16 protein-coding genes are annotated in these 16,462 nt (G+C 63.2%); 5 read left to right on the top strand and 11 right to left on the bottom strand.

Annotated features, from left to right (window positions below):
• Nucleotides 1-222: 222 nt before the first annotated feature.
• A complete protein-coding gene (locus tag FJ970_RS15395) occupies nt 223-798 on the top strand; it encodes a TMEM175 family protein (RefSeq protein WP_140758136.1) in 576 nt (191 codons plus the stop codon).
• Nucleotides 799-800: 2 nt separating this feature from the next.
• Here FJ970_RS15395 and FJ970_RS15390 read toward each other — a convergent pair whose 3' ends face one another.
• Nucleotides 801-1,082: a hypothetical protein gene (locus tag FJ970_RS15390; protein ID WP_140758137.1), complete on the bottom strand. Its 282-nt coding sequence runs from the start codon at nt 1,080-1,082 to the stop codon at nt 801-803.
• 134 nt (nt 1,083-1,216) lie between these two features.
• Here FJ970_RS15390 and FJ970_RS15385 point away from each other — a divergent pair, with 134 nt between their 5' ends.
• Nucleotides 1,217-2,083 (top strand): SDR family NAD(P)-dependent oxidoreductase, encoded by an 867-nt coding sequence (locus FJ970_RS15385; protein ID WP_140758138.1) that lies wholly within the window; start codon nt 1,217-1,219, stop codon nt 2,081-2,083.
• Nucleotides 2,084-2,086: 3 nt separating this feature from the next.
• Here FJ970_RS15385 and FJ970_RS15380 read toward each other — a convergent pair whose 3' ends face one another.
• The 3 genes from FJ970_RS15380 to FJ970_RS15370 form a co-directional block, all read right to left on the bottom strand.
• On the bottom strand, nt 2,087-2,515 hold the full coding sequence (locus FJ970_RS15380) for a low affinity iron permease family protein (protein WP_181178472.1): 429 nt from the start codon (nt 2,513-2,515) through the stop codon (nt 2,087-2,089).
• Between the two features lie 286 nt (nt 2,516-2,801).
• The gene (locus FJ970_RS15375) at nt 2,802-3,443 is read right to left on the bottom strand and encodes a DapH/DapD/GlmU-related protein (protein WP_140758139.1); all 642 of its coding nucleotides are present in this window, start codon (nt 3,441-3,443) and stop codon (nt 2,802-2,804) included.
• 84 nt (nt 3,444-3,527) lie between these two features.
• Nucleotides 3,528-4,046, bottom strand: a complete 519-nt coding sequence (locus FJ970_RS15370; RefSeq protein WP_140758140.1) for a CreA family protein — start codon at nt 4,044-4,046, stop codon at nt 3,528-3,530.
• Between the two features lie 199 nt (nt 4,047-4,245).
• Between FJ970_RS15370 and FJ970_RS15365 the strand changes: the two genes are divergently transcribed.
• The 3 genes from FJ970_RS15365 (at nt 4,246) to FJ970_RS15355 (ending at nt 8,007) form a co-directional block, all read left to right on the top strand.
• Nucleotides 4,246-4,824 carry an SCO family protein gene (locus FJ970_RS15365; RefSeq protein WP_140758141.1) on the top strand — a complete coding sequence of 193 codons (579 nt, stop codon included), beginning with the start codon at nt 4,246-4,248 and terminating at the stop codon, nt 4,822-4,824.
• A 10-nt stretch (nt 4,825-4,834) separates the two neighbouring features.
• A complete protein-coding gene (locus tag FJ970_RS15360; RefSeq protein WP_140758142.1) occupies nt 4,835-5,707 on the top strand; it encodes a 50S ribosomal protein L11 methyltransferase in 873 nt (290 codons plus the stop codon).
• A 455-nt stretch (nt 5,708-6,162) separates the two neighbouring features.
• Entirely contained in the window at nt 6,163-8,007 is a 1,845-nt protein-coding gene (locus tag FJ970_RS15355; RefSeq protein ID WP_140758143.1) for an aminopeptidase P family protein, read from the top strand.
• A gap of 223 nt (nt 8,008-8,230) precedes the next feature.
• On the opposite strand, the gene FJ970_RS15350 is transcribed toward FJ970_RS15355, so the two are convergent.
• From FJ970_RS15350 to lpxC, 7 genes are all read right to left on the bottom strand, one after another.
• Nucleotides 8,231-8,527, bottom strand: coding sequence for an AzlD family protein (locus tag FJ970_RS15350; RefSeq protein ID WP_140758144.1), 297 nt, complete (start codon nt 8,525-8,527; stop codon nt 8,231-8,233).
• Nucleotides 8,524-9,252, bottom strand: a complete 729-nt coding sequence (locus tag FJ970_RS15345) for an AzlC family ABC transporter permease (RefSeq protein WP_140758145.1) — start codon at nt 9,250-9,252, stop codon at nt 8,524-8,526. The genes FJ970_RS15350 and FJ970_RS15345 overlap by 4 nt, the downstream gene beginning before the upstream one ends.
• Before the next feature lie 170 nt (nt 9,253-9,422).
• Complete coding sequence (locus tag FJ970_RS15340) at nt 9,423-10,118, bottom strand: DUF2461 domain-containing protein (protein WP_140758146.1); 696 nt, start codon at nt 10,116-10,118, stop codon at nt 9,423-9,425.
• Complete coding sequence (gene ligA / locus FJ970_RS15335; protein ID WP_140758147.1) at nt 10,115-12,319, bottom strand: NAD-dependent DNA ligase LigA; 2,205 nt, start codon at nt 12,317-12,319, stop codon at nt 10,115-10,117. Before ligA ends, FJ970_RS15340 begins: the two co-directional genes overlap by 4 nt.
• Nucleotides 12,320-12,453: 134 nt before the next feature.
• Nucleotides 12,454-14,127 carry a DNA repair protein RecN gene (gene recN, locus FJ970_RS15330; RefSeq protein WP_140758148.1) on the bottom strand — a complete coding sequence of 558 codons (1,674 nt, stop codon included), beginning with the start codon at nt 14,125-14,127 and terminating at the stop codon, nt 12,454-12,456.
• A gap of 176 nt (nt 14,128-14,303) precedes the next feature.
• The gene (locus FJ970_RS15325) at nt 14,304-15,173 is read right to left on the bottom strand and encodes an outer membrane protein assembly factor BamD (protein WP_140758149.1); all 870 of its coding nucleotides are present in this window, start codon (nt 15,171-15,173) and stop codon (nt 14,304-14,306) included.
• A 261-nt stretch (nt 15,174-15,434) separates the two neighbouring features.
• Nucleotides 15,435-16,385 (bottom strand): UDP-3-O-acyl-N-acetylglucosamine deacetylase, encoded by a 951-nt coding sequence (gene lpxC / locus FJ970_RS15320; protein WP_140758150.1) that lies wholly within the window; start codon nt 16,383-16,385, stop codon nt 15,435-15,437.
• Between the last annotated feature and the right edge of the window lie 77 nt (nt 16,386-16,462).

The following is a 16,462-nucleotide window of genomic DNA, read 5'->3' as shown; positions in this document are numbered from 1 at the left end:
GCCTTGCCCGATCAGGCAAGCCGATGATCTCACAATTGCGGATCGGGGCCAGCGGCCCCGATCCATCACGGCATCCCTTGTGCCGTATCAGATGCAATCAGTCCTACTTGCGGGAAACCGGGCCTATTGTTGAGGAATTTTCCTCGCACTGTTTATCGGCGCCCCAACATCCGCTAACGATTTACTATCTTTCAGCAATTCATCGCGGACCGGGTTTTGATCATGGGCAAAGGCAGGGTCGAGGCATTCACCGACGGCGTGGTGGCGATCATCATCACCATCATGGTGCTGGACCTGAAGGTGCCGGAAGGCGAGGATTTTTCGGCGCTGTTGCCGCAGTGGCCGGTTTTTCTATGCTACGTGCTTTCCTTCATCAATGTCGGCCTCTACTGGAACAATCTGCACAACATGTTCCACACGGTGCAGCGTGTCGACGGCCGCGTGCTGTGGGCCAACTTGCATCTGTTGTTCTGGCTATCCCTGATGCCGGTGACGACAGCCTTCATGGGCGAGAACCATTTCGCCACGGTTCCCGTCGCGGTCTACGGTTTCGACCTTGCAATGTGTGCGACCGCCTACTTCATCCTGGTCATTGCGCTGCATCGGCTGCATGGGCCGGATACCGCATTCGCCAAGGCCATCGGCCGCGACCGCAAGGGAAGGATTTCGCTCGCCGTCTACATAGCCGCCGTTGGGCTGACATTCCTCGACAGGTGGATCGGCGTCGCGCTCTATGTTGCCGTCGCCTTGGTCTGGCTGGTGCCGGACACGCGCTTTGCACGGGTCCTGGAGAAGTAATTCTATTTACGCATTGCCTTCAGCTTTTCCGCCACCGAAGCGGCAAGGTCGGCATAGCGCTCTTCCAGCCGCTCCGCCGCCTTGATGATCGAGAAATCATGGCCGAACTTCTCCAGAGCCATGCGCAGTTTCTCGACGAATTCCGCTTGCTTTTCCAATTCGGAGAACAAGGTTTTCACCTGAGCTTCGCTGATGTCCGGGTTGGCCAGCATCTGCGGCACCTCGCGCCCCATCTGGTCGCCGGTGGCGGTCTGCTCCTTCAGAATTGCAACCCAATCCGTCAATCGGAAATCTCCCTTTTGGCGTCGCAGCATGCGCAGCCATGACCGGAGTGGTCAACCCGACAAGCCTGACGGAGGCTTGCACAAGCCCGTTCCGGCGCTAAGTTCGGCGCCATCGAAAAAGGAAGCCATCGCAGATGATCCCCGACGCCGAGATCCAGACCGCCCTGCCAGCGCTTGGCCAAGGCAATACCGCCGTCATCACCGGCGCCGCCAGCGGCATTGGCCTTGCGGCGGCCAAACGGCTGGCGCTGATGGGCATGAAGATCGTGCTCGCCGACATTGGCGGCCCGCGCCTCGACGATGCTTCTCGAGCCGTTTCCGCGATCGCCGGCGACGACGCCGTGCTTGCCGTTGCATCGGACGTTTCGAAGGCCGATGAGGTGGACCGCCTCGCCGACCGGGCATTCGGCGCCTTCGGCGGGGTCTCGCTGCTGATGAACAATGCCGGCGTCGGCGACAACCCGGGAAAACCCTGGGAAAACCGCGACGGCTGGAAACGGCTGCTCGATATCAATTTCTGGGGCATCGTACATGGCGTAGAAGCCTTTGCGCCACGCATGCTGGCGTCAGCCAAGCCAGGCCTGATCGTCAACACCGGCTCCAAGCAAGGCATCACCACGCCGCCTGGCAACCTCGCCTACAACGTTTCCAAGGCTGGCGTGAAGACCTTTACCGAGGGCCTGGCGCATGCGCTGCGCAACGAGCCCGGCGCCCGCCTGTCGGCGCATCTGCTCATCCCCGGCTTCACCTATACCGGCCTGACCGAAGGCGCGACGGAAAAGCCCGCCAGCGCCTGGACCGGTGAGCAGGTCATTGATTTCATGCTGGAATCGCTGGTCAGGGGTGACTTCTACATCCTGTGTCCCGACAATGAGGTGGCGCGGCCACTGGACGAAAAGCGCATGGCCTGGGCGATCGGCGACATCATCGAAAACCGTCCTGCTCTGTCGCGCTGGCATCCCGACCACAAGGATGCGTTCGCGGCGTTCATGAAAGACTGAGCCTCAAGCCGCGCTCTTTTTCGCGCCCCGCTTCTGGGCAACCGCCTTCTTGGCCGCCATGGTCGCGACTTTCTCGTCATGCCGCTTCGCCGCCCGCTCGCATTTGGCGCGGATCTCCTGGACCTCGGCTTCAGTCAGGTGCTCGATGCCGATGAAGGTGTTTTTGGCCGCGCCGACCCGTATCAGCTCGTCGAGCTTGGCCTGGATCGCCGCGCCGTCGCGATTCTGGGTGTTTTGAATGAGAAACACCATCAGGAAGGTGATGATGGTCGTGCCGGTGTTGATCACCAGTTGCCAGGTGTCCGAGAAGGCGAAGAGTGGCCCGCTTACTCCCCAGACGACGACGATCAGGCAACAAAGTGCGAATGTCGGCGACAGGCCAGCAAGGTGGGCCACCCGGTTGGCGATTTTGGTGAAAAGCTTCTCGATCATGGGCTCCCTCAAAACAGCGCCGCGCCGTTCGGTACGCCGGAAGAAACAACCGGCAGCCATTCGGGTTCCCGCGCGCAAAAAATACAACCGATGCAATTAAATGCACGCGGCGCGCGCATTCGGCACAAAACACACCTTATCGGTTCAATGTCATGGTAGCCGCGCAGGCAAGAGCCTGTTCCTTCCGCTTCACGGCGGTTTACCTCCAGCCCCTTCCGCCGCGCCATCCCCGCATGGCGGAAGGGGTTTTATTCCGGAGAGCGCCAAGAATGGTTCCCTGCGGAGCTCAAACGGCGTCGTTTTCCCAGCGGTCGAGGAAGGCCTCGATCGGCATTGCCTGCATGTCGGGAACCGCTTTGGCGAGTTTCTCGACCGGCCAGTCCCACCAGGCGAGAGCCTCGATCCGGGCCGCGACGGCCACGGGGAAGCGCGGCCTGATCGGTTTGGCCGGCACGCCGGCGACGATCGTGTAGGACGGCACGTCACGCGTCACCACCGCATTGGCGCCAATGACCGCGCCGTTGCCGATGGCGATGCCAGGCAAGATGACCGCGCCGTGGCCGATCCAGACATCATGGCCGATGGTCACGGCCTTCGACCGCCGCCGCTCGCGGAACGCGGCATCGACGCCCAGCCAGCGGAAATACTCGTTCGGCCGATAGCTGACCTTGTGCTGGGTCAGCCGCTCGATCGGATGCTCCAGCGCATTGATGCGGCTGTTGGCGGCGATGGAGCAGAATTTGCCGATCGTCGTATAGATCGCCTCGGCATGGCGTTCGAAATAGGAGAAATCGCCGACGATGACCTCGCGCAGCACGACGCGTTCGCCGATCGCGGCATAGCGGCCAAGCTTGCAGCCCTTCATCTCCGCGGTAGGATGGATACGCGGTTCGGGGTCTTTCGCAACGAGATCTTCGGAACGGTCCATGCCGGCGGCTTTACGTCAGGACGATTGGTCCCGCAAGCGGGGCCAATCGTCCGTCGGAACAGGACCAGGAGGAGTCCGACCCGCCTATTTCGGCGTGGCTTTGCTCCACACCACGTTCTGGCCGTAGAGCGGCACCGTCGTAACCGACATCTTGGCCGAGCCGTTCTGCACCTGGCGCGAGTGCGACAGATAAATCAGCGTCTCGCTCTTCTTGTCGTAGATGCGGTTCACCACCTGCTTCTTCCAGATCAGGCTGAGGCCTTGCTTGAACACCTCCTCGCCGCTCTCGCTCATGTCGATGTCGCCGATGGTGATCGGCCCGGTCTGACGGCACGAGATCGAGGAATCGCTGGGATCCTCGAACCAATTGCCCTTGTGCAGGCGGTCGATGATGCTTCGGTCGAAATAGGCGACATGGCAGGTCACACCATCCACCTTCGGGTCCTTGATCGCGTCGATGATGATGTCGTTGCCGACCCAGTCGACGCCGACCTTGCCGACTTCCTCGGCAACGGCGCTACCGGCGCCAAGCACGATAAATGCCGCCAACGCGCCGCCGATCAGTTTCCGCCCAGTCAGTTCGAGCCCAATCAGTTCGAGCAAAGAAGCCTCCTCGGTTCGAGTTGCCGGTCTCAGTTGGGGCGAACTGTTCGGCTTTGCAAGCAGATGCGTCAACACCACAGCCGGTTGCGTCAACGCGGCATCTTTGCGTGTACCCCGTCGAACCGCTAAGACTGTGGCCGAACAAGAGGCGCACCGGTTTGGCCGGTGCGTCCCATGACATGACAGACGGACATTTCTGATGATGCGTTCTATCCTGGTCGGCATTCTCGTTCTGATGGCTGCCGGCATCGGCTGGCTGACCTTCGACTGGTATCGCGGCCACTATGGCGGCGAGCCTTTCGGCGCGGCGTTCACCCTGGTCGACCAGAAAGGCGCACCGATCACCGAGGCCGCTTTCCGGGGACAGCCCAGCGTCGTTTTCTTCGGCTTCACCCATTGCCCCGAAGTCTGCCCGACCACGCTGTTCGAACTCGCCGGCTGGCTGAAGACGCTCGGCGATAACGGCAAGAACCTGCATGCCTATTTCGTCTCGGTCGACCCGGAGCGTGACACACCGCAGGTCATGAACGCCTATGTCAGCAATTTCTCCGACCGCATCACCGGCATCACCGGCGACCCGGACAAGGTCCATGCCATGGCCAAGGCGTTCGGCATCTACTGGAAGAAGGTCGATACCGGCGACGGTGATTACACCATGGACCACACCGCCTCGGTGCTGCTGCTCAACGCCAAGGGCGACTTTGCCGGCACGATTGCCTATGGCGAGAGCGCCGACACCGCCGTCGAGAAGCTGAAGCGCCTCGCCGCGAACGGCTGACAAAATTCACATGACCCAGACGCGGCTCCACTTCACCACCGGAAAGATCGAGGCGGAGCGCATCTTCGCGGCGCTCGAAACGGCCTTCGAGGATGAAGGCTTGCCGATCGCCGTGCTGGAGGTCGACGAAGACGCCGACATCCACGAGGTCTCGCTCTACGCCGATGGCGACGTCGACGCGGTCGAGGCGCGGCTGAAGGACACTCTCGCCGGCCTCGCTTTGTCGAGACCGGTCGAGCGCGAGGCGCTGCCCGACATCGACTGGGTGGCACGTTCGCTGGAAGGCCTGAAGCCGGTGCGCGCCGGCCGTTTCTTCGTCCATGGCGCGCATGACAGCAGGAAGCGCCACAGCGGCGAACTGGCCATAGAGATCGAGGCGGGCCTCGCCTTCGGCACCGGCCATCACGGCACCACCGCCGGATGCCTCGAAATGCTGGAGAAAGTCGTGCGGCGCGAGCGTCCGCGCAACGCGCTCGACCTCGGCACCGGCAGCGCGGTGCTGGCGATCGCCGTCGCCAAGCTGGCGCATATTCCGGTTCTGGCCACCGACATCGATCCGGTGGCGGTCAAGGTCGCCGCCGCCAATGCGCGGCTGAACCACGTCAAAGGCCTGATCGAGACGATGACCGCGCCGGGCTTTCATCACCCGATCTTCGCCAGGCGCGCGCCCTTCGACCTCATCGTCGCCAACATATTGGCGCGGCCGCTGATGCGGCTGGCGCCGCAAATGGCGGGCCACATCACGCTTGGCGGTTCGATCGTGCTGTCTGGGATTCTCGATCGCCAGCGCGACGCGGTCATCTCGGCCTATGTCGGCCAGAATTTCCGCCACGTCAGTACCTTGCATCGCGAGGGCTGGGTGACGATCCACCTCAAGCATTGACGTTGCGCGGCAGCGTTATCTTGTTCCGACCTAAATCGGGCAAAGCGACGGAGTTGGACATGCGGTCACAGTCGACAGCTTCTCGCGCTTCACAAGTTTCGGCCGTTCATATGTCCTCTTCATGAAAACCCCCGTTGTCCCTCAAGTGACAAGTTTGTCTTGCGCCGGCAAAGACAGTCAACCGGCGACTAAATTAGGGTGAACTTAACCCACCGGTGTTGCCAATTGGCTATGGACATGAGCGCTTCTGACGTCGAGAAAATGACTTCTAGCACCAGCTTGGCACGGAATCCGACCTCGGTCGGATCGTCCGCTCGCCTCAGCCTTCCGGCATGGCTGGACCAAGCGCGATCGGTTGTCAGCCGGGCGACGCTGTAGCAGTTTGCGCCGGCTGGAAATCGATTCCGATTTACAGCCCCATAGGTTACGGTCGCGCGAATACCAGGAGGCCCACCATGTTCCAGTCCTTCGATTCCGCGGGCGACCCGGCGGTCGGCAAGCCGCGCGTGGCGCTGCTACGCCAATGGCTCGGCGACAATGGCCTCGATGGCTTCATCGTACCGCGCGCCGACGAACACCAGGGCGAATATGTCGCCGATCGTTCGGCCCGGCTGAAATGGTTGACTGGCTTCAGCGGCTCGGCCGGCGTCGCCGTCGTGCTGCGCGACCGCGCCTTCGTCTTCGTCGACGGGCGCTACACGCTGCAGGTGCGGGGCGAAGTCGACCTCGGCATCTTCTCGATCGAGAGCCTGGTCGACAACCCGCCCGCTGTCTGGCTCAGGGATAACATCGGCAAAGGGGCGCGGCTGGGTTTCGATCCCTGGCTGCACACGATCGGCGAGGTCAAGGCGCTGCAGGCCTCCGCCGACAAGAACGGCGCGCTGCTCGTGCCGCTCGACAGGAACCCGATCGACATCATCTGGAAGGATCAGCCCGCCGCACCCGTGACCCCGGTCGAGCTGCATCCGATCGGCTTTGCCGGCGAGCTCGCCAAGGACAAGCTGGCGCGGCTGGCAACGGCAATCGGCAAGGACGGCGCCACCCATGCCGTGCTGACCGACCCATCCTCCATTGCCTGGGCCTTCAACATCCGTGGCGGCGACGTTCCGCACACGCCGCTGGCGCTCGGCTTCGCCATCCTCGCAGCCGACGGATCGCACCAGCTTTTCATGGATCGGCGCAAGTTCTCGCGTCAGGTCGCGGCCTACCTCACCCAGCTTGCCGATCCGCATGAGCCCGGCGAATTCGAAGCCGCGATCGTGGCGCTTGCGAAAAGCGGCGCGAAAATCGCGCTCGATCCGGTGCTGGCGGCCGACCGGCTGCGCATGCTGGTCGAGGACAATGGCGGCACGGTGATTGCCGCGCCCGATCCTGCCCGCATCCCGCGTGCCACCAAAAACCCTGCCGAGATCAACGGCTCGCGCGCCGCGCATCGCCGCGACGGCGCGGCGGTGGCCAAGCTGCTGTGCTGGCTGGAGCGCCAGAAACCCGGCTCCCTCGACGAGATCGCGGTTGTCACCAGGCTCGAAGAGACGCGCCGGCAGACCGGCGAGGAAACCCAGATGCCGCTGCGCGACGTCTCCTTCGACACCATTTCCGGCGCCGGCCCGAACGGCGCCATCATGCATTACCGCGTCTCGAGCGCCACCAGCCGCAAGCTGCAGGCCGGCGAACTGTTCCTGCTCGATTCCGGCGCGCAATACCAGGACGGCACGACAGACATCACCCGCACCGTGCCGATCGGCCAGCCGACCGAAGAGATGCGCGAACGCTACACGCTGGTGCTGAAAGGCATGATCGGCATTTCGACGCTGCGCTTCCCCGCCGGCACGCGCGGCTCGGAAATCGATGCGGTTGCCCGCATGGCGTTATGGAAGCATGGCTGCGACTTCGCCCATGGCACAGGCCACGGCGTCGGCTCGTATCTGGCCGTGCATGAGGGTCCGCAGCGCATCGCCCGCACCGGCACCGAAAAGCTGCTCGAAGGCATGATGCTGTCGAACGAGCCCGGCTACTACAAGGAAGGCGCCTATGGCATCCGTATCGAGAACCTCATCCTGGTGACACCGGCCGAACAGATCGAGGGAGGCGACATCGCCATGCACGGGTTCGAGACGCTGACGCTCGCCCCGATCGACATCAGGCTGGTGCGATCGGACCTGCTGACTCGCGACGAACTGCACTGGCTCGACACCTACCACGCCCGCGTGCTGGCCGAGGTCGGACCGATGCTCGACGGCGAAACGCTGGCCTGGCTGGAAAAGGCGACGGCACCGCTGCCGCACGACGCGAAGATTTGAATGCCAGGCTCGGAAGGTCAGCGCTGCCCCTCATCGCCCTGCCGGGCACTTCTCCCCGTCTAGTGACGGGGAGAAGGACGCTGTCACCGTCGGCTTCGCCAAACATCAATGCTGCAGAAAAGAGCGCCAAGGCTGACGCCAGCCCCTTCTCCCCGTCACTATACGGGGAGAAGATGCCGGCAGGCAGATGAGGGGCAGCGCCGACGATTCAAACCGATCGCGCCTACCCCGCGAACTGACGCGCCAGGATCAGCACCGCAGCGCCTGCCAGAAACATCGCCATCAGCCCGCCACGCAGCGAAACCACGGCTGTGACGACCAGGGCCGCCCACTCCGCCGGTCCGGCATGCAGCAGCTCCGGCGCCACCAGCGTCGTCAGCACTGCCGCCGGCACGGCATTGAGGCCGGCTTCCACGCGCGGATGGATGTTGTCAAAGCGGGAGATGACCAGATGCCCGCCGATGCGCGTGAGATAGGTGGCGATCGCGCCGGCGATTATGATCCAGAATGTCGTGCTCATGGCCTTGTCTCCACGCCGCTGTGGTGCGGCGGCAGGATGACGGCGAGCAGCACGCCGGCAACGGCGCCGATCGACACGTGCCAGGGCGAGCCCACCGTCTTGTAGGCGACGATCGAGGCGCAGGCACTGGCGACGACCACCGGCAGCCACAGCGGCCGCTTGCGGAACCCCATCACGAGGCCGAGGAAATAGATCGGCAGCAGGAAATCGATGCCCAGCGCATGGGTGTCGGGGATGAGCTTGCCGAACAGCGCGCCGAGCGCGCTTTCGACGATCCAGAACAGATAGACCGGCAGGCCAAGCCCCAGATACCAGGCGAAGCCCACGGTCTGACCGGATTGCGCCCGTGCCTCGGCGACCGCGAATTGCGGATCGGTGAGGATGAAATAGCCGAGTGCCTGCTGAATGACGGGCCAGTGCGCGATGCGCCGGCCGATGCCGGCGGAATAGAGCACGTGGCGGAAGTTGACGGCGAAGATCGACAGCACGACCAGCCATGGCGCGACATGCTGGCCGAACAGCTGGATGCCGACCATTTGGCTGGCGCCACCATAGACCAGCGCGCTCATCAGGAAGGCTTCGAGGACCGAGAAGCCGTTGTCGACGGCGAGTGCGCCGAACAGCACCGCGAACGGCGCCGACGCCACCACGACCGGCATGGAGAGCCGCACGCCCTGCCAGAAATCGCTCTTGCCGCCGCTCTCTGAAATCACGTCCGTCGCCATCGGCCACTCCTGATGCATGTCGCCCAAAACTGCGTAGCGGTTTTTGGACAACGACATGCACGACAACAAAAGGAGTGGCGGTATTTAGGTGGCATGGTTTGCCGTGTCACACGAATTCGGTTGAGCCAAACGATCAGCGGAAATGATCGTCGCGACGCTTGCGGGGAAGCTCATTGTTTCTCGGCCTTGCCCTCGATCGCCCTGCCCCAATCGAGCAGCGGCTTGGCGCGCATGGTGAAATCGACAAGTTCCTCGACCAGTTCCGGCCCGTGGATACCAGCCGGATCGATCGCGTGGCGGACGGCGAAATGCCGGTTGCGGATGGCGGCGACGAGGTCTTTGTCAGCGACCTCTTCGAAGCCGCGCGGCGTTCGTTTCATGCCGCCTTCGGCATCGAGTTCGAGGCCATTCTTCCTCAGCGCCGCCACCACGGCGCGAAACGCATCGGGATGGCTCGCGATGGCCTTGCGCATGGCCGTCAGCAGTTCCGGCGCCGGCTGCCACCAGGCAACGCCGGCAAAGCAGCGCTCGAGCCCGATATGGACGAAGAACACACCCTGCTCCATCTTGGTGCCGTCCGCCGACAGGATAGCCGACAGATGTCGGTTGTAGGGTCGCTTGTCCTTGGCGAAGCGAACGTCGCGGTTGATGCGGAACAGCGACTTCTTGCGATCGCCGCGCAGGCCGAGACCCGCCTCAGTAAAACGATGCGTCAGCGTCTCGACGAGATCGCCCAGTGGGTCGCGCAATTCCTTTTCGAACAAGTCGCGATTCTCCAGGAACCACTCGCGGCTCTGGTGGAAATCCAATGCCTTCAGGAACGGAATGGCCTTGGGGCCGAACCCTTTGAACGCTTCGCCCGTCACGACTTGCCGACCCGCTGCAGCCAGCTGTCCTCGTCGATGACTTCGACGCCCAGTTCACTGGCAAGCTTGAGCTTGGAGCCCGCACCCGGCCCCGCAACCACAAGATCGGTCTTGGCCGAAACCGAGCCGGCCACCTTGGCGCCGAGACGTTCGGCCATTGCCTTGGCTTCGGAGCGTGTCATCTTTTCCAGCGAACCGGTAAAGACGATCGTCTTGCCGGCGACCTCGCTGTCGGCCGAGACGGTGACGATGTACGGCTTCGGTTTGACCTGCTCCAGCAGCTTGTCGAGCACGTCGTCATTGCGCTCATTGCCGAAGAAATCGCGAAGCGCATCGATCACCGTGTCGCCAATGCCGTTGATCGATGGGAAGACGGCATGCGGATCCTCCGCCGCCGCGGTCTCCTTGCCGACGCGGATAAGCTCCTCGATGGTAGAGAACGTGCGGGCCAACACGGCGGCCGTGGTTTCGCCGATATGGCGGATGCCGAGCGCGAAAATGAAGCGGTCGAGCTCCGGCGCGCGGCGCGAATCGATGGCCGAAAACAGCTTGTCGAGACCCTCATAATTGCGGTCCTCGACGCTGCGCACATTCTTGCGGGCCTTGCCGGACGCCGCCTCGCGCTGCCTGGCCTGCTCCTCGCGCCGCTCGGCCAGCGCCTTGGTCACGGCCGGGCGGCGCTCCCTGAGCGTGAAGATGTCGGCGGCTGTCTTGATCAACCCGGCATTGAAGAAAGTATCGATGTTTTCCGCGCCGAGGCCTTCGATATCCAGGGCGCCGCGCGACACGAAGTGGCGCAGCCCTTCCACGGCCTGCGCCGGGCAGATCAGCTCGCCGGTACAACGGCGGCGCGAATCCTCCTTGCCGGTCTTCTCGTTGATCTCGCGCGTCGCCGGCGAGCCGCAGATCGGGCAGGTGTGCGGGAATTCGTACGGCACGGCATCAGGCGGACGCTTGCCGATGACGACGCTGACAATCTGCGGGATGACGTCCCCTGCCCGCTGGATCACGACCGTGTCGCCAATGCGCACGTCGATACCGTCGCGGATCGGTTGGCCGGTGCTGTCCAGGCCCTTGATATAGTCCTCATTGTGCAGCGTGACGTTTTCCACCACGACGCCGCCGACCGTCACCGGCGCAAGCCGCGCGACCGGCGCCAGCGTGCCGGTCCGGCCAACCTGGATGTCGATCTTCTGCACGGTCGTCATTGCCTGTTCGGCCGGGAATTTGTGCGCGACGGCCCAGCGCGGCTCGCCGGTGACGAAGCCCCAGCGGCGCTGCAGCTCCAGTTGATCGACCTTGTAGACGACGCCGTCAATGTCATAGCCGAGCGACGAGCGCTGCTCCTCGATCCGGTGATAATGCGCGACCAGTTCCTCGACCGATTTTGCGCGCACCATCAGCGGACTGATCTTGAAACCCCAATCGGCGAATTTCCGCACTGATTCGTACTGCGTTGGTGCCGGATCGGCCGTCGTATAACCCCAGGCATAGGCAAAGAATTTGAGATTGCGGCTGGCGGTGACGGACGGATCCTTCTGGCGCAGAGACCCGGCCGCCGTATTGCGCGGATTGACGTAATCCTGGCCGCCGACAGCCGCCGAGCGCGCCTTGAGTGCCTCGAATTCCGCATAGGTCATGTAGACCTCGCCGCGAATCTCGATGGTTTCAGGCCAGCCTGATCCCTTGAGCTTCGCGGGAATGTCGGCGATTGTCCTCAAATTGGCGGTGATGTCCTCGCCCACAGTGCCGTCGCCGCGCGTCGCACCTTGCATGAACACGCCCTTTTCGTAACGCAGCGAAGCCGACAGGCCATCGATCTTCGGCTCGGCGGTGAAAGCGATGTCGAGGTCCTTGTCGCGGTCGAAGAAGCGGCGGCCACGCTCGATGAAATCGGCAACGTCAGCGTCGGTATAGGCCTTGGCAAGGCTCAGCATCGGCACGGCATGGCGCACCTTGGTGAAACCTTCCGCCGGTGCGGCACCCACCCTGAGCGAGGGCGAATCCTCGCGCACCAAGCCGGGAAAGCGCTCCTCGATGGCGAGATTGCGCCGCCGCAACGCGTCATACTCCGCGTCCGTGATCGTGGGTGCGTCCTCGGCATGGTAGCGCCGGTCATGAGCGGCGATCTCCTCGGCAAGGCGCTGGAGTTCGGCTTCAGCCTCGCTTTCGCTGAGCGAATCGACAGGTTTTTCGGCCATGCTTTTTGTCCCTGAACGGTGGCGCGTCACAATAGAGCATGATCCCGAAAGGTGGGAACCGGTTTTCGGAAAAGATCATTCCTGAACAGCAGGATGGAGCCATATCCTGACTCGCCCCATGATGCCGGATAGTCTCATGCCGCGTTTGTATTCTCGCGCAGCAGCCGCTCGGCGGCGGCGCGCGCCTCGTCGGTGATCGTGGCGCCGGCCAGCATGCGGGCGATCTCCTCCTGCCGCGCGGTCCTGTCCATCTCGGCAATGCCGGTCGCGACACGGTCGGTGCTGCCCGATTTGGAGATCAGGAAATGTGTCGCCGCGCGCGCCGCCACTTGCGGCGCATGCGTGACCGAAAGCACCTGGACGCGCTTCGACAGCCGCGCCAACCGCTGGCCAATGGCGTCGGCCACCGCGCCGCCCACGCCGGTGTCGATTTCGTCGAAAACCAGTGTCGGCGCCGAACCACGATCGGCAAGCGCCACTTTCAGTGCCAGCAGGAAGCGTGACAGCTCGCCGCCGGACGCGACCTTCATCATCGGGCCGGGCCGCGTGCCAGGATTGGTGCGCACCCAGAACTCGATCTGGTCGATGCCCTCTTCCATGCGGGCCTCGGCCTCGCTCTTCATCTCGACGATGAAGGCCGCGCGTTCGAGCTTCAGCGCCGGCAATTCCGCCATCACCGCCTTGGTCAGACCGACCGCCGCGCCATGGCGAAGCGAGGACAACTGTGCGGCGGCGATGTCATAGGTTTCGCGCGCGGCGGCCGCCTGCTTTTCCAGTCCATGCAGGCGCTCCTCGCCCGCATCGAGATCGGCGAGATCGGCAACCATCGTGTCGCGCAGCTGCGCCAGATCGTCGACGGCGACGCTGTGCTTGCGCGAGGCCGCGCGCAGCGAAAACAGCCGTTCCTCGGCTTTTTCCAGCCGTTGCGGGTCATATTCGGTGGCACGCAATGCGGCCTCGACGCCGGACTGCGCCGCGTCGAGCGACAGCATCGCTTCATCCAGCGACTTGACCACGTCCTCGAGCAGGCCGGGCGCCTCCGTTGCCTTGCGCTGCAGCCGCCTCAGCAAACTTGCCAGTTGCGGCAAGGGCGACGACGGGCCCGACAGCACATCCTGCGCATCATGGATTTCGGAAGCGATCTTCTCGGCGCGCATCAAGTGGGCGCGCAGCTCGGCAAGTTCGGTTTCCTCGCCGGGCTGCGGGTCGAGCTTGGTCAGTTCGGCAACCGCGGCGCGCAGATAGTCGGCCTCGCGTGCGGCGGCGGCCACCTTGGCGCGATGGCGCGTCAGCTCCTGCTCGCAGGCGCGCCAGTGCCGCCATGCCTCGCCGGTCGAGCGGACGGCGCCCAGATGGCCGCCGAAAGCATCGAGCACGTCGCGGTGCGCGCCGGGATCGACCAAAGCGCGTTCATCATGCTGGCCATGGATCTCGACCAGCGCGCGGCCGACATCGCGCATCAGCGTCACGGAGGACGGCTGGTCGTTGACGAACACACGGGTGCGGCCGTCCGCTGTCTGCACGCGGCGCAGGATGATGTCTCCATCGTCCTCGATGGCATTTTCGGCAAGCAGCGCGCGCACCGGATGGTTGCGCGGAACATCGAACACGGCGATGACCTGGCCCTGCGATGCGCCATGGCGCACCAGCGAGGCATCGCCGCGCGCGCCGAGCGCCAGCGACAGGGCATCGAGCAGAATGGATTTTCCGGCGCCGGTTTCGCCGGTCAGCACGGAAAGACCCGGCTGGAAGTCGATGTCCAGCTTTTCGATCAGGACGATATCTCGGATCGACAGTCTGGAAAGCATGAGAAACCGGACCTATTGCATGCCGCCCGAAAGTGGACCCGGTCTCGGGATAACGACAGGCACGAGAACAAAGAGATTAAAGGCGGCGCCGACAGGTGGAGTCGCAGCGCCGCACTATCTTTTTGTTTGGGCTTCGGATCAATCCGAAAAAGCGCGCTGCGCTCGGAGCTCTGCGGTCACGCGCCGGTGATCAGCTTCCCGGCCTTGGATATCCACGATCCGGCATTTTCGCGCGGCGCCAGCCCGTTGCTCTGCAGCAGCTTGTAGGAATCCTTGTACCACGAGCTGTCGGGATAGTTGGTACCGAGCACCGCGGCGGCCGTCTGGGCCTCCGAGGTCAAGCCCAACGCGTAATAGCTTTCGGTGAGGCGGGCGAGCGCTTCCTCGACATGGCGCGTGTTGGAATAGTTTTCGACCACGGTGCGGAAGCGCTTGACGGCGGCGATGTATTCGCGGCGCTCCAGATAATAGCGGCCGATCTGCATCTCCTTGCCGGCGAGCTGGTCGTTGGCGAAGCGGATCTTTTCCTTGGCGTCGTCGACATATTCCGACGTCGGCCAGCGCGTCACCAGGTCCTGCATCGTCTGCAGGGTCTGGCGTGCTTCCTTCTGGTCCTGCGTCACGTCCTTGATCTGGCGATAGTAGCTGAGACCAATGATGTACTGGGCATAGGGCGCGTCATCCGTGGACGGATAAAGGGCCAAATATCGCTTTGCCGACTGGATCGCGTCGTCGTAGCTGCCCTTCCGATAGTCGGCGAACGCACCCATCACCATCGATTTGCGGGCCCACTCCGAATAGGGGTGCTGGCGGTCGACGGCGTCGAACTTCTTGCTCGCCTCGTCCAGGCGTCCCGCATTCATGTTGGCGAGACCCTGATTGTAGAGCACGTCGGCCGGCTCGGTCTGGTCGACATAGGTCGACAGGTCGATATCTTTCTCCGACGACATGCAGGCCGACAGAAAGAGCGATGGAACAACCACCGAAAGCGCCAGGAAAACGGACCGCTGCGGCACTTTCGATTGACCGACTCGCTTGAAGAACATGATTGGATTGCGCCCTTTCGGCGTTATTTCAATGCCTCTTGCATGCTGTTGTCCCAAAACTGGTCCCCACTTTTGAGCGACATGCACTAATCGACGGCAGCAGCCATAAACCTAACCGCCTTGCCCGGCAACGCTATGTCCAGCCAATCGCACATTTTTGTGGCGGCGGACCGCAGCGTATCAATCTATGCAATTTCGCTGATGGATGATGCATTCATGCAACACCCACGCCGCCATGGAATCCGAAAAAGATAAAGGAAATCAGATCATCCAGGGCGCATAGAGCGGCGCGTTGACGGCGTTCATTTCGGCGCCCCGGCCACGCTCGCGGCGTGTCGTCTCGACGATCTCGAAGGCCGTGCGATCCGACAGCAGGCGCCGCAGCGCGGCGGCGTTCAGCCTGTGGCCGCCGCGATAGGAGCGGAAACAGCCGATGAAGCGCGCGCCGGCCAGCGCCAGGTCGCCCATGGCGTCGAGCGTCTTGTGGCGCACGAATTCGTTGGGATAGCGCAGGCCGCCCATATTGATGACGCGGTTGTCGTCACCGATCACCAAGGAATTTTCCAGCGAGGATCCCAGCGCATAGCCGGCAGCCCACAGCCGTTCGACGTCCTTCATGAAGCCGAAGGTGCGGGCGCGGGCGATGTCGCGGCGGAAAATATCGGCATTGATGTCCGATGCGAAGAGCTGACGGCCGATAGCCGGGCTTTCAAAATCGATCTCGACCTCGAAACGGGTCCCGTCATAGGGCCTGAACTCGGCCCAGGAAGCGCCATTCTCGATGCGGACCGGCTTGACCACCCTGATATAGCGGCGCTTGACGGCCAGCACCTCGATGCCGGCCTGGTCGATGGCTTCGACGAATGCCATGGCGCTGCCGTCTAGGATTGGGACCTCGTGGCCGTCGATCTCGATGATGACATTGTCGATGCCGAGCCCGAACAGGGCGGCCATGATGTGCTCGACTGTCGCGATGTGCTCGCCCGAGGGATCGCCGAGCATGGTGCAAAGGTCGGTGGCGCCGATCTCGGAAAACAGGGCGCGGAACTCACGGCCCTGCCCGTCTCCATTGAGGAGTTGGAACACGATGCCGGTGTCGGCATCCGCGGGCAGGAAACTGATGGAAACTTCTTTGCCGCTGTGAACGCCGGTGCCTGTAAGCGACGCGCGCGTCTTCACTGTCGTCTGGTGGTCGTGCAAGACAATCCCCATGAGCCCGTAATGCCTAGGTCCGCTTCTCCAGCCCGAGGGCGCGGCTCTTGTTAAATCGGCAGGCAGGGCGACTTCCC

The organism is Mesorhizobium sp. B2-1-8 (genome assembly GCF_006442545.2).
Lineage (GTDB): Bacteria > Pseudomonadota > Alphaproteobacteria > Rhizobiales > Rhizobiaceae > Mesorhizobium.
This window is presented reverse-complemented; position numbering and strand designations above follow the sequence as displayed.